Source organism: Sagittula stellata E-37, from assembly GCF_039724765.1.
GTDB lineage: Bacteria > Pseudomonadota > Alphaproteobacteria > Rhodobacterales > Rhodobacteraceae > Sagittula > Sagittula stellata.
Genome location: NZ_CP155729.1, coordinates 754,041 through 767,094 on the forward strand (window position 1 = coordinate 754,041; position 13,054 = coordinate 767,094).

A 13,054-nucleotide genomic window follows, 5' to 3' on the forward strand; every position below is an offset into this window, starting at 1 on the left:
GGTCTTGTCGGTGTTGCGGTGTTGCGGTGTTGCGGTGCTCGGGGTGCTTGCGGGACGCGGGTTTCCGCCGTTCAGAAAGGCGAACAAGCCGTGTATCGACACGGACAGCCGGCGTCTTGGAGATTGCTCGGGTTGGAGCGGGGCAGGGAGCGGCGGATCACCATTTCGAGGAGATCCGCGGCGCGATTCCGGTCGTGCATCGCTTCCCGTGCGGTCGCCTGACGGGCTGGCAGGCGGTGGATCGATGGCCGTAAGGGGTGGAGCCGTCGGTCGATGCGCGGGTTCGCTTCGCCTGACGACGGTGCCGACCATATCTTGTCTCACAGGGTAAGGCTTCGGGCGGATTCCGTTTAGCGCGTCGTGACCGTCGGGATGCGCGGCAGTTCGGCCCCGGGCTGCGACCGCGCGGCGACTGCCACCATCAATGCCTGCGCGAGGCACATCGGCGCCGCCAGTGAGCGGGAGAAGGTGTAGTCGTGCTCTGGCACCGCGAAGAGGAGCGTCGCTGGCTTGTTGAGCGGCGACAGCGTGCTGTCGGAAATGGCGATCACGGGGATACCCTTGCCGGCTGTCTCTTGCACGACGTTGACCACTTCGTTGGCGTAGAAGCGGAAGGCCACGGCGATCAGAAGATCCGCCTCCGACATGTTCCGCGCCACGTGCGTGGCCAGCCCACCCGCCGCATCCAGCAGCACGCAGGGCTTGCCCAGCATCGTCAGGATGTAGCGTAAAAGGACCACGACCGGTTCCGACCGAAGCTGGCCGATCAGATAGACGGTGCGGGCGCTGTCTATCATTTCGGCCGCGCGGGTCATGGCTTCCGGGTCGGTGCGGTCCAGCAGGTCCTGAAGGGAGGCAATATCGCGCAGCACAAGGTCATGCAGCGCATCGGGCGCCGTGCCGCCATGCTGGCGCAGATCGCCTTCCAACGCCTTCTTGCGCGCCTCGAAGCCCGGAGCGGCCGTGGAAAGGCGGCGTTGGAAGAGCGTCTGCAGGTCCTTGAAGCCGGAATAGCCCAAGGCCTGCGCGAACCGCACGAAGCTGGACGCGTGAATCCCGCACTGGGCCGCGCTGGCGTTGACCGAGAGCACGGCCACCTCGTTGGGGTTCTGGGTCAGATACTCTGCGATCTGCTGGTAGGTCTTGCTCATACCGTCGAAACGGTCGTGGATCAGGCGTATGAGCTCCTCGTAATCTGCCGGGGGCGCGGATGCCGTCATTGTGCGATCTGCACGTGGTTGACGATCAGCGCCGGGTCCAGTTTTCCGGCAAAGAAGTCGAGGACGTTCTGCGCGGACGCGACCGCCATGCGTTCTGCTGCGCCTTCGGTCACGCCCGCGATATGCGGCGAAAGGATCACCTGGTCGAACCCTTTCAGGGGGTGGATCGCAGGCAGCGGCTCTGCCTCGAAGACATCGAGACCGGCGGCAGAGACCTTGCCCGACTTCAGGTGCTTTGCGAGTTCCCGTTCGTCCACGATGCCACCCCGGGCAGTGTTCACGATCACCACCCCGGGTTTCATCGCCTCGAACTCTGCCGCGCCGATCAGGGGGCGGTCGCCCTTGGGCGCGCTGACCGTGATCACGTCCGCCCAGCCCAGTGCCTCGCCCAGGTCTTCGAATGCGGGAATGCCGCCGTCCGGCCAGCCGTGGCGGTGCAGGTAGGGATCGTGCGCCCGGATGTTCATGCCGAAGCCCGACATCATCGTTGCGGTGTGCTGTCCGATGCGGCCAAACCCGAGTATCAGCAGGTTGCGGCCGCGAATGTCCTGTGACTCGAGTTGGTTGCGCCATCCCCAAGGTCCACGCCGCACCGCCACGTCCGCGCGCAAGGCCCGCTTGAACGCCGCGAGGATCAACATGCAGGCATGTTCGGCAACCGAGGTGGAGTTCGCGTCGCCGCAGACGGCAAGCGCGATGCCCCGCGCATTGAGCGCCGCGACATCCACCGCGTCATAGCCGACCCCATGCCGGGATACGATTTTCAGCCGGTCCGCCCGGTCGATGGTCGGCGAGGTCAGAGCCTGCGTCCGGATCAGCAGGGCATCGGCCCCGGCGATATGTGGGGTGTAGCTGTCTTCGGATATCTCGTCGATGTAGGTGGTCGTGATGTCCGGCGCGGCATCCAGAATGTCGCGCCCGAACTGGTGCAGCTTTCCGGCGACAAGCACATGGGGCATCAGTAGGCTCCTTCGTTGCCATCGGCGCCCGCGCCGGTCAGGTCGCGGAACCGTTTCACGGAGGCGCTGGCCGCGGCGGCAAGCAGCCGCGAATCTCCGCCGACCGTGGTCAGGTTGTAGCCCCAACCGATGGCCTGCGCCGCGTAGTCCGGTGTCCCGCAATGCAGGCAGGCCTTGATGCCGTTCGCCTTGCAGACCTGCGCGATGCGCTTGATCAGGTCGACCATCTCGGGCTCCCGACGGTCGAAGCCGGGGGGTAGTCGCCCGCCCTGTGTCCCGAGCGTCAGGTCCGCAGGTCCCACGTAGATCCCGTCGAGCCCGGGGGTGGCGGCGATCTCTTCGAGGTTGTCGACGCCGCCCTGCGTCTCGATCATTGCCAGGGCCAGCACCTCGTCGTTCATTTGCGTGCCGTAGCCGGGCATTGCGAAGCCCACGCGCGTCGGGCCGAAGCTGCGCTGGCCCTGCGGCGGATAGCGCATGTAGGAAACAAACTGCTCCGCCTCCGCGCGGGAATTGATCATCGGGCAGATGATGCCCATGGCGCCGGCGTCCAGCGCCTTCATGATCGACGCCGGATCGAGCCATGGCACACGCGCCATCAGGGTCACGCCGCTGGCCCGCATCGCCTGCAGCATCGCCAGCATGTCGGCGTAGTCGAGCGCGCCGTGCTGCCAGTCGACACTGACGGAGTCGTAACCCTGCGCGGCCATGATCTCGGCCGTGAACGGGTTACCGATGGAGCACCAGCCGTTCATCGCCGGTTTGCCTTCGGCCCACAGCGCCTTGAGTTTGTTCTTCATGTCAGACGTCCTTTACCGCGATGGTCCGGGCTTCGGCGATCGACCGGAAGCACGCTTCGGCCAGGGCCAGAGCCTTCACGCCGTCCTCAAGCGACGCTTCGGGCACGGCGGTCCCGGCGCAGGCGTCGACGAAGTTGTCGATCTCGGCGACAAAAGCCGCCCGGTAACGCTCGATGAAGAAGTGCTGGAGTGGTGCCGCGTGCCGGGTGAAGCCCTGGCCCCAGACCTCTGCGGCGTTTTCCCGGTGGTTGTCGGACAGTGCCATGCCGCCCGATCCGAACAGTTCGACCCTCTGGTCGTAGCCATAGACCGCTTCGCGCGAATTGGTGATGATCGCCTGCTTGCCGGAAGCGGTGGTCAGGATGACCGTCACCGTGTCGTAGTCGCCGCACCGTTCCATCAAGGCGGGCGCGATCAGGCGCGCGCCGGTGGCGGTGACATGCGTCACCTCCTCGTCCAGCATGAAGCGGGCAAGGTCGAGGTCGTGGATCGTCATGTCGCGGAAGATGCCGCCGGAGGTCTCGATGTACCCGTCCGGCGCCATCCCCGGATCGCGAGAAGTGATGACCACCTGATGCAGCTCGCCCAGCTGGCCATTGCGGTGGGCGTCGCGTGCGGCGCGGTGGCCGGGATCGAAGCGGCGGCAGAAACCGATCATGATCGGCGCGCTGGCCTCCTTCACGTCCTCCGCGCATTGCCGCGCGCGGGCAAAGTCGAGGTCCACGGGTTTTTCGCACAGGACGGCCTTGTTGGCGGCGACGGCGGCCTTGATGAAGTCGACGTGGGTCGCGGTCGGAGTGGCGATCAGGACGGCATCTGCGTCGGAAGCGAAGGCGGCCTCGGGCGAGTCGTACTGGAGCACGCCCAGCCTGACGGCAACCTCTTCGGAGCTGGGCGAATGGACGTCGAAGACGCCGGCAAGCTTAGCGCGCGGGTGGGCCGCGATGATCTCGGCGTGCATGCGTCCGATGCGACCGCAGCCGAGCAATGCGATTCTGGTCATGGGGTCCTCCCGAAGTTTCTGCAATGATCGTTGCAATGACGTTGCATTGTCAATGATCGTTCCGTAGGTTTTTCCCCAAAGAGGAGGAGGAATCGGTATGACGGCAACAGTCCGCCTGACCATGGCGCAGGCGCTGGTGCGCTGGCTTTGCGCCCAACACACCGAGATCGACGGAGAGCGCGTTCCGCTGTTCGCGGGCGTCTTCGGGATCTTCGGCCACGGCAACGTGACCTGTCTGTCCGAGGCGCTGGAACAGGTGCAGGACAGGCTGCCAACATGGCGCGGCCAGAACGAGCAGTCCATGGCCCTTGCGGCGGTGGGCTTTGCCAAGGCGAAACGCCGCCGACAGATCATGGTCGCGACCTCTTCGGTCGGGCCCGGGGCGACCAACATGATCACTGCGGCGGGGGTGGCCCATGCGAACCGGCTGCCCGTGCTGCTGCTGTCGGGGGACACCTTCGTCAACCGTCTGCCCGATCCGGTGTTGCAGCAGGTGGAGCATTACGGCAGCCCGTCGACCACGGTGAACGACGGCTTCCGGGCAGTGTCGCGGTTCTGGGACCGGATCGTACATCCGGCGCAGATCCTGTCGTCTCTGCCGCAGGCGGTCACGACGATGCTGGACCCGGCCGACTGCGGCCCGGCTTTCATCGGCCTGCCGCAGGACATACAGGAAATCGCCTACGACTACCCCGAGGCCTTCTTTGCCGAGAAGGTCTGGACCATCCCGCGCCCCCGTCCCGCAAGGTCGGAGGTCGCAGCGGCGGTGGCGTTGCTAAAAAGCGCGAAACGCCCGCTGATCATCTCGGGCGGTGGCGTGCGTTACTCCGGCGCGGGCGAGGCGCTGGCCGACTTCGCCGTGCGCCGCGGCATCCCGATGACGGAAACCATCGCCGGCAAAGGCGCCGTCGTGCACGATCACCCGGCCTATACCGGCGCCATGGGGATCGAGGGGACGGACGCCTCGAAGGAACTGGCCGAGACGGCGGACGTGGTGATCGCGATAGGCACACGGATGCAGGACTTCACCACCGGGTCGTGGACGACTTTCGCGCCGGACGCCAAGTTCCTGAACATCAACGCCGCGCGTTTCGATGCGTCGAAGCACTTTGCCCAGCCGGTCGTGGGCGACGCGCTGGAGTGCATCACCGAACTGGACGAGGCGCTGGGGGACTGGACCTGCGATCCGGCGCAGATGGCGCGCGCGCAGGAACTGTATGCCGAGTGGAACCTTGCGCTGGACGAGGGGCAGAAGCCAACCAACGCGGCGGTGCCCTCTTACGCTCAGGTGATCGGCGTCGTGAATCGCAAGGCCTCGCCCGACGACACCATGGTGACCGCGGCGGGTGGTCTGCCGGGCGAGACGGCCAAGAACTGGCGGGTGAAGGCGCCCCACACCTACGATCTGGAGTTCGGTTTTTCCTGCATGGGATACGAGATCGCGGGCGGTTGGGGCCATGCCATGGCAAAGGAAGGCAAAGGTGTGCCGATCGTCATGGTCGGCGACGGGTCCTACCTCATGATGAACTCGGACATCTACTCGACGGTTTTGACCGGTCACAAGATGATCGTGGTGGTCTGCGACAACGGCGGGTTCGGCGTCATCAACCGGCTTCAGACCGGCATGGGCGTGCCCGGCTTCAACAACCTGCTGAAGGACGCGCGGGTGCAGAACCGGGACGCGCCACCACACGTCGACTTTGCCGCCCACGCGCGGGCGATGGGGGCAGAAGCGCGGTTCTGCGAAAGCCTGACCGACCTGGAGACCGCGATGGATTGGGCGCAGACCACTGACCGTACCACGGTGCTGGTGATCGAGACGGACGCCCATGTCTGGACCGACGGCGGCGCCGATTGGTACGTGGGCGTGCCGGAAATCAACGAACGGGAAAGCGTCCGCAAGGCGCGGGACGGACAGGAAGCATTGCGCCGCAAACAGCGGCAGGGGGTATGAGGATGAACCGAATAGATGGAAAGATCGCCGTCGTCACTGGCGGCACGCAGGGGCTGGGCGCCGCCATCGCACGCCTGTTTGCCGAAGCGGGCGCGGCGGGCATCGCGATTGTCGGACGAGGCGTGGACAAGGGCCTGAAAGTGGCCGCCTCGATCACCGAGGCGACCGGCGTCCCGGTAGAGATGATCGCCGCCGATCTCGCCAGCGTCGAGGACGTGCAGGCCATCATGCCCGCGGTCGACAAGGCATTTGGCCGGGTCGACATCCTCGTGAACGCGGCCGGGCTGACGGATCGGGGCAACCTGCTGAACACGACACCCGAGATGTTCGACCGCATGTTCGCGATCAACACCCGTGCGCCGTTCTTCCTGATGCAGGATGCGGTCAAGCTGATGGGCCGGGAGGGGGTTAAGGGCACGATGGTCAACATCGGGTCCACGTCCGAGCACGCGGGTCAGCCGTTCATCGCGCCCTATTGCGCCTCGAAGGCGGCGCTGGCGACGCTGACGCGGAACTCCGGCTTTGCCCTGATGCGCAATGGCATTCGGGTGAACCAGCTCGATATCGGGTGGATGAACTCCGACAACGAACGCGCGCTTCAGGAGTCCGAGCAGGGCGATGCCGGCTTCATCGACCGTGTGGCGGCGACGATGCCTTTCGGGCGGCTGCTCGAACCGGCAGAAGTGGCCAGGGCCGTGCTCTGGATGGCGTCGGACGACAGCGGCATGATGACGGGTGCGGTGATCCACTTCGACCAGTCGGTCTGGGGCGGCTACGACGGGCAGGCCCCTGCCCCGGCAGAGCCGTTGACGGCGTGACCTTTGGCCGGGGCGGCGCTAGGCTCCGCCCCGGGAACGTAAGGGGAAGTCGTCTTGCTGAACAGACTGAGGATGCGGCATGTCCGCTGCTTCCTGACCATCGCGCGCTGCGGGTCGATGACCGCGGCGGCGAGAGAGATGAACTCCTCCCAACCCGCGGTGTCGCGGTCGCTGGCCGAACTGGAGAAGCTGGTCGGCCAGCCCCTGTTCGAACGTGGCGGGCGAGGTCTGACGCTGACGGAGGCGGGCGAACGACTGCGCCGCCACCTGGACCCGGCAGTCTCGCAGATGGAAGAGGGCGTGCGGCTGGCGGGTGGGACGGCGGCGGTGCCGCGCGTTTCCGTGGGCATGCTGCCGAACGTGGCGCGAACCTTGGCAATGCGGTCGTCGGTCATGTTCAAGGAGGATGCCCCCGACGTCGATCTGGAGCTGCACTGGGCCAACGTGTCGGAGCTGATCGTGCGCCTGAACCGGGGCGAGATCGACATGCTGCTGGGCCGTCTCCTTTCGCTCGAACACATGGACGGCGTCAGTTTCGAACACCTGTATCCCGAAAACATCGTCTTTGCCGTCCACCACACGCACCCTTTCGCCGCGCGGCCCGATGACGTGACGCTGTCAGAAGTCGGGGCCGAACTGGTCGTGGTGCCGCTTGCCGGGACGATCATCCGCCGCGAGCTGGACAAGTTCATGACCGCGCGCGGCCTGGCCCGGTTCCGCCGGCAGATCGAGACGGTGTCCTTCGAATTCACCCGCAGTTTCCTGCGCGAGACGCCCTCTGTCGCGGCGATCCCGCTTGGCGCGATCCGGCACGAACTGGCGGAGGGCGAGCTGGTGAAACTGGGCCTGTCCGGCGAGGAACTTGTCGGGTCCGTCGGTATCTCCTTCCGTTCCGGACGGGCCCTGTCGCCGGAGGCCGCACGCTTTGCCGAAGTGGTGCGGGTGGTGGCGCGGGACTACGCCTGACAGCAGCAAGCCATACCCGATCCGGTATACTAAAAGCGTAGAATCGATTTCATGTTTGCGCCTCCCGCCGCTAGCTTGCAGCAACGGCGCCGTCAGAGCGCGACAATCCAAGGGGGGAACGGCGCGCATGGCGGCTCCGAAGAATATCCTGTTTATCATGTTCGATCAGCTCCGCTGGGATTACCTGAGCTGTTACGGCCATCCGCATCTGAAGACACCGAACCTGGACCGGCTGGCGTCGAAGGGGATGCGCTTCGACCGCTGCACGATCCAGTCGCCGCTGTGCGGACCGTCGCGGATGTCCACCTACACCGGGCGCTACGTCCATTCGCATGGGGCATCCTGGAACAACGTGCCCCTGAAGGTCGGGGAGCTGACGATGGGCGACCATCTGCGCGATCTGGGAATGGGCTGCTGGCTGGTGGGCAAGACCCATATGGCGGCGGACGCCGAGGGGATGCGCAGGCTCGGGCTGGAACAGGACAGCGTGATCGGTGCGCGGGTCGGCGAATGCGGCTTCGACATCTTCGAGCGTGACGACGGCATGCGCCCCGAGGGGCCGGACGGGCTCTATGACGAGGGCGGCGCGCTGAAGTACAACGAATACCTGCGCGGCAAGGGCTACGAGAGCGACAATCCCTGGCACGACTATGCCAATTCCGGACTGGACGACGACGGCAACGTGTTGTCGGGCTGGTTTCTCGAAAACTCCGACCGGCCCGCGAACATCCGTGAAGACGACAGCGAAACCCCCTATCTGACGCGCCGCGGGATCGAGTTCATCGAGCAGGCGGAGGGACCATGGTGCTGTCACCTGTCCTACATCAAGCCGCACTGGCCCTATATCGTGCCGGAACCCTACGCCTCGATGTACGGACCGCAGGACTTCCTGCCGCGCGTCGCTTCGGAAACCGAGCGCGAGACGGATCACCCTGTTTTCAAGGGGTTCCAGAATGCACCCATCGGTAAGGCGCTGGCCCGCGACGACGTGCGCGAGAAGGTGCTGCGCGCCTACATGGGGCTCATCAAGCAGTGCGACGACCAGATGGGCGTGCTGTTCGACTTCCTCGAACGCACCGGCCGAATGGAGGACACGCTCATTGTCGTGACGTCCGATCATGGCGACTTCATGGGGGATCACTGGATGGGCGAAAAGACCTTCTTCCACGAGGCGTCTGTCAAGGTGCCGCTGATCGTCTACGACCCCTCGCCGGAGGCGGATGCCACGCGCGGTACGACCTCCGACGCGCTGGTCGAATGCATCGACTTCCTGCCCACCTTCGTGGAGGTGGCGGGCGGCGATCCAGCGAAACTCGACCACATTCTCGAAGGCCAGTCGCTTTTGCCGATGCTCCGAGGGGGCGCGGCGCCAGAGCGCGAGGTGGTGGTCTGCGAATACGACTACTCCAGCAGCCCGCTGGCCGGTCGGCTGGGTCTGCACCCGGATCAGTCGCGCATGTTCATGGTCGCCAACCAAGACTGGAAGATGATCCATTTCGAAAGTGGCCACCGTCCCATGCTTTTCGACCTGAGGAACGACCCGCAGGAACTGGAGGATCTGGGCGCGAGTGCCGCCCATGCGGATGTCAGGGCGCGGATGTACGACCACCTGCACGTCTGGGCACGGCGCCCGGCGGCGCGGACGACCATGTCGAACGAAGCTTTCGTGAAGGAGCGGACCTTGGGCGCAGGCCGGACCGGGGTACTGATCGGGATCGTGGAGGAGACCGAGCTGCCGCAGGAACTGACGGCCAAGTACACCGGGCGCAAGGCGAAGGACATGCGCGGGACGACGCCGGGCACACCCGGAGAGTGACGAAGGGAACCATGTCTTGGGGAGGAGAACCATGAAGACATTCTTGAAGACGGCCGCCGTTGTAGGCGCCCTTGCGGTGACAGGTGTCATGGCGCAGGCGCAGGCCAACCTGAGCGCCGAGACATCGAGTGCAGGCAACTCGCCGCACCTGATGATGATGCACCTTGCCGATGTGCTTGCTCGCGAGGGCGTGGCCAACGTGCAGGTGCAGGAAGGCCAGACCGCCACCAACTCCATGGTCAACGTGGCCGAGGGCAAGTCCGATATGGTGACGGCGCCCACCATCCTCTTCTTCCTGCTGGAAAACGGGCGCGGGCCGTTCTCCAACATCGGTGAGGGCGGCAAGGATCTTGTGCAGAACATCCGCGCCATCGCGCCGTTCAATGCGGGCGCCTACGGGCTGTTCGCGCCGGTGGCGTCGAACATCACCTCTTATCAGGACCTCAAGGGACGCACGGTCTGGAACGGTCCGCCGCGCGGCGCGGCCCTGACGCTTGGGCGTCAGACGATCCTGCTGGGGTCGGGCGGCTTCAAGGACGGCGAGGACTACACCGGTTACCAGACCAACTGGGGGCAACTGCCGACCGCGCTGGTCGACGGCTCGGCCGAAGCCTTCCTTGTGCCGATCACCTTCCCCTCGGATCGCGTGGTCATGGCGCTGTCAGCCGGTGACGTGAACATCGTCTCCTTCCCGAAGGACATCTGGGAAAGCGAAGGGATGGAGAAGTTCCTGTCGGCCCCGGGCAACAGCCCGGTCGAGGTCAAGATCGCGGACATGGGCTATGGCCCGGACCAGGGCGTGAACGTGATTTCCGAGGATGACACCTTCCGCTCGCCGGGCGTGCCCTTCGCGGCCTACGTGCGCGCCGATCTGTCCGACGAACTGGTCAAAGAGGTCACGGCGGCTTACATCGCCTCGCTCCCGGAGCTGAAAAAGCGCGCGCCCTATGCCGGCAACGTCAATTTCGACGTGCTGGATCAACGAACCACCGGTTTCTGCGGAGCCTTGACCCTGAAGTACCACCCCGGCGCGATCGCTGCATGGGAAGAGGCCGGGTACGACGTTCCGGACTGCGCGAAGTGACCTGACAGGGCGGGCTGCCGGGCCCGCCCCCTTTGCCGGGAGATCCTGAGATGTCGGACAAGATGCCGTTCCTGAAGCGTGCCGCGCAGGCACTTGGGCTGATCCTCGTGACCATCGGGATGCTCAACACCATTCCGTCCATCCCCGGCCTGGATGCCTGGGCGCAGGATGTGACCGGCAACCCGGCCTTCGCGATCCGGAGATTCCCCTACGAATGGCTCTATCCCATCGCCTTCGTGCTGATGATGCTGACCGTGGCCTGCAACCATTCGTTTTGGGCGGACTGGACGGTTCGGGGGTTTGGCCCGGGGCGCCGTCGTTTCGGCGCCTTCATGGACATCCTTTTGGTGACGATGGCCGTAGCGGTTTCTGCGGCATACCTGATCGAGATCGACTCGGTGTGCTTGATCGACCAATTCACCGGCGAACGCGCCGAACTGATCGCCCGTGCCCTGCTGGAAGAGAAGGAATTCGCCGAACTCTATGGGCTGCCCGCGCCGACATCGGTGGACGATCCTGCCTGTATCCGCAACCTTGGCGTCTGGATCTTCGCCGTGGTGGGGGCGGGCATCGCCGTCTTCCTGGGCTACAACGTGCGGGTCTGGGGTCTACCGCTGGTCGCTGTGGCGATCCTGATCTTTGCCTACACGCTCATTACCGTGGGGATCTGGTACTTCTTCGGCTCCGAGGACATGAACAAGTACCTCATCACCAAACTGGGTGGCGAGCCGCGTTCGCTGATGGACGGCCGTCCGAATGTCGAGGATATCCTCGTCAACAATGCGCAGGGTCTGCTGGGCCGGTTCATGGGCATCCTGCTGTCGACGGTTTTCCCCTACATCGTGCTCGGGTCGCTCTTCGGGATCTCGGCCGGGGGCAAGTCGCTGATCAAGCTGGCGTTCCTCTGGACACGGCGGCTGAAGGGCGGCCCGGCCCACGCCGCTATCGTGTCGAGCGCGCTGTTCGGCACGATTTCCGGCGGGCCGGTGGTGAACGTTCTGTCGACCGGCGTCCTGACCATCCCCATGATGCTGCGGCGCGGGTTTTCGAAGACCTTCGCGGGCGGTGTCGAAGCCGCCGCATCGTCCGGAGGGCAGATCATGCCACCGGTCATGGGCGTGGCAGCCTTCGTGCTGTCAGCCATGACGGTGGTGCCCTATCGCGAGGTTATCGTCGCGGCGGTCATCCCTGCGATTGCCTACTTCGGCTGCCTCTTCCTGACGGTACACTTCCAGGCCCGCAAACAGGGCATAGAGGCGGTCGGCGACAAGACACCCGACATGATTCTGAATGGCCAGGACCGGCTGAACCTGCTGATGATCCTGTTGCCGATCCTGCTGATCCTCATGCTGCTCATCACCCCGAAAGAGGCGGTGGGCTGCGGCATCTTCGGCACGCTGCTCGGCGTCGAGCGCAGCGGCGAGGGGGCCGCCTGCGTGGCCGAGAGCCTGCCTTTCCTGCTCCAGATCGTCCAGAACTCTGCAGGGGATGCCGGTTCGGCGGGCTGGTGGGCCGTGCTGCTGCTTGTCGCGCTGTTCTGCCTGGACCCCGAATTCCGCAAGGCACCGCGCGCGCTGGTCGGGGCCTTCGCGGACGCGGGGGTTCTGATCGCGACCCTCTACCTGATGTTCCTGTCGGTCTCTGTCATCGATTTCTGCCTGAACTTCACCGGACTGTCGGGATTTGTCGCGCGGGATGTGCTGGGTCTGTTGCGCGCCTTCGGGGCCGAGGTACAGGGTGGTGGCATCTTCCTGTTCGCAGCGCTCTTCGTGACGATGCTGCTGGCAATCCTCCTGGGCATGGGGATGCCGACCGTGCCGGCCTACGTCAACGTGGCCCTCTTGATGGGGCCTCTGGTCGTCGGGCTGGGCATCGCGAACTTCACGGCGCACATGTTCATCTTCTTCTTCGCGGTGGCGAGCGCGATCACACCGCCGGTCGCGGTCGCGGCCTTCGCTGCGGCGTCGATCACCAAGGCGGACGCCATGGCCACCGGCTTTGCCGCTGTGCGCGCCGGTGTGGTGATGTTCGTTTTGCCGTTCGTCTTCGCCTTCTACCCCGAACTCCTGCTGATCGATCCGGCCAAGCTGGATCCCACGGCCACGGCCGGGGCGCAGGTGTACATCGAGGGCTATGGGCCGGGAATCGACTGGTTGGGCCTGGCGTCTGTCGGCGCGCGCCTCGCGCTGGGGCTTTATCTGATGGCAGGGGCGCTGGCACGCTATGACATGCGGGCGATGGGAGCGCCCGAGGTCATCCTGCGCCTCGGTCTGGCGGTCGCCGTGATGATGAAGGCGGCAGTGATCTTCCTTCCGGCGCTCGGGCTGGCGGCGGTCTACCTGCTGTGGCACGGCAGCTCGGCCATGCGTCGCGGGCCGGTTCGGACCTGACACATGGCCACACACGGCCTTGGCCTCCGGCGGACTTTCGTGCA

Annotated in this window: 10 protein-coding genes; 6 read left to right on the forward strand and 4 right to left on the reverse strand. The window is 65.4% G+C overall.

Translation table 11 applies throughout. The features are described 5' to 3' along the window. Nucleotides 1-350 precede the first annotated feature (350 nt). Genes ABFK29_RS03455 through iolG form a run of 4 tightly spaced genes read right to left on the reverse strand, consistent with a single transcriptional unit; the run spans nucleotide 351 to nucleotide 3,982 of the window. Nucleotides 351-1,220: a MurR/RpiR family transcriptional regulator gene (locus tag ABFK29_RS03455; protein ID WP_005854672.1), complete on the reverse strand. Its 870-nt coding sequence runs from the start codon at nucleotides 1,218-1,220 to the stop codon at nucleotides 351-353. Then, nucleotides 1,217-2,179, reverse strand: a complete 963-nt coding sequence (locus ABFK29_RS03460) for a hydroxyacid dehydrogenase (protein WP_005854674.1) — start codon at nucleotides 2,177-2,179, stop codon at nucleotides 1,217-1,219. Before ABFK29_RS03460 ends, ABFK29_RS03455 begins: the two co-directional genes overlap by 4 nt. Then, nucleotides 2,179-2,979, reverse strand: coding sequence for an HpcH/HpaI aldolase family protein (locus ABFK29_RS03465; protein ID WP_005854676.1), 801 nt, complete (start codon nucleotides 2,977-2,979; stop codon nucleotides 2,179-2,181). The genes ABFK29_RS03460 and ABFK29_RS03465 overlap by 1 nt, the downstream gene beginning before the upstream one ends. A gap of 1 nt (nucleotide 2,980) precedes the next feature. Beyond that, complete coding sequence (iolG, locus tag ABFK29_RS03470) at nucleotides 2,981-3,982, reverse strand: inositol 2-dehydrogenase (RefSeq protein WP_005854677.1); 1,002 nt, start codon at nucleotides 3,980-3,982, stop codon at nucleotides 2,981-2,983. Between the two features lie 97 nt (nucleotides 3,983-4,079). On the opposite strand from iolG, the gene iolD reads away from it, so the two are divergent. From iolD to ABFK29_RS03500, 6 genes are all read left to right on the forward strand, one after another. Continuing rightward, the gene (iolD, locus tag ABFK29_RS03475) at nucleotides 4,080-5,936 is read left to right on the forward strand and encodes a 3D-(3,5/4)-trihydroxycyclohexane-1,2-dione acylhydrolase (decyclizing) (protein WP_005854679.1); all 1,857 of its coding nucleotides are present in this window, start codon (nucleotides 4,080-4,082) and stop codon (nucleotides 5,934-5,936) included. Between the two features lie 2 nt (nucleotides 5,937-5,938). After that, nucleotides 5,939-6,754: an SDR family oxidoreductase gene (locus ABFK29_RS03480; protein ID WP_040604089.1), complete on the forward strand. Its 816-nt coding sequence runs from the start codon at nucleotides 5,939-5,941 to the stop codon at nucleotides 6,752-6,754. 54 nt (nucleotides 6,755-6,808) lie between these two features. Continuing rightward, complete coding sequence (locus ABFK29_RS03485) at nucleotides 6,809-7,720, forward strand: LysR substrate-binding domain-containing protein (RefSeq protein WP_232281492.1); 912 nt, start codon at nucleotides 6,809-6,811, stop codon at nucleotides 7,718-7,720. A gap of 127 nt (nucleotides 7,721-7,847) precedes the next feature. Next, nucleotides 7,848-9,536 carry a sulfatase-like hydrolase/transferase gene (locus tag ABFK29_RS03490; protein WP_005854685.1) on the forward strand — a complete coding sequence of 563 codons (1,689 nt, stop codon included), beginning with the start codon at nucleotides 7,848-7,850 and terminating at the stop codon, nucleotides 9,534-9,536. A gap of 31 nt (nucleotides 9,537-9,567) precedes the next feature. Then, nucleotides 9,568-10,620, forward strand: a complete 1,053-nt coding sequence (locus ABFK29_RS03495) for a TAXI family TRAP transporter solute-binding subunit (RefSeq protein WP_005854687.1) — start codon at nucleotides 9,568-9,570, stop codon at nucleotides 10,618-10,620. Nucleotides 10,621-10,670: 50 nt separating this feature from the next. Further along, nucleotides 10,671-13,010, forward strand: a complete 2,340-nt coding sequence (locus ABFK29_RS03500; RefSeq protein ID WP_005854689.1) for a TRAP transporter permease — start codon at nucleotides 10,671-10,673, stop codon at nucleotides 13,008-13,010. Nucleotides 13,011-13,054: the final 44 nt, after the last annotated feature.

Coding starts and splice junctions, on each gene's coding strand:
- ABFK29_RS03455 (WP_005854672.1), bottom strand. CDS start 1,220: ATGACGGCATCCGCGCCCCCGGCAGATTACGAGGAGCTCATACGCCTG.
- ABFK29_RS03460 (WP_005854674.1), bottom strand. CDS start 2,179: ATGCCCCATGTGCTTGTCGCCGGAAAGCTGCACCAGTTCGGGCGCGAC.
- ABFK29_RS03465 (WP_005854676.1), bottom strand. CDS start 2,979: ATGAAGAACAAACTCAAGGCGCTGTGGGCCGAAGGCAAACCGGCGATG.
- iolG (WP_005854677.1), bottom strand. CDS start 3,982: ATGACCAGAATCGCATTGCTCGGCTGCGGTCGCATCGGACGCATGCAC.
- iolD (WP_005854679.1), top strand. CDS start 4,080: ATGACGGCAACAGTCCGCCTGACCATGGCGCAGGCGCTGGTGCGCTGG.
- ABFK29_RS03480 (WP_040604089.1), top strand. CDS start 5,939: ATGAACCGAATAGATGGAAAGATCGCCGTCGTCACTGGCGGCACGCAG.
- ABFK29_RS03490 (WP_005854685.1), top strand. CDS start 7,848: ATGGCGGCTCCGAAGAATATCCTGTTTATCATGTTCGATCAGCTCCGC.
- ABFK29_RS03495 (WP_005854687.1), top strand. CDS start 9,568: ATGAAGACATTCTTGAAGACGGCCGCCGTTGTAGGCGCCCTTGCGGTG.
- ABFK29_RS03500 (WP_005854689.1), top strand. CDS start 10,671: ATGTCGGACAAGATGCCGTTCCTGAAGCGTGCCGCGCAGGCACTTGGG.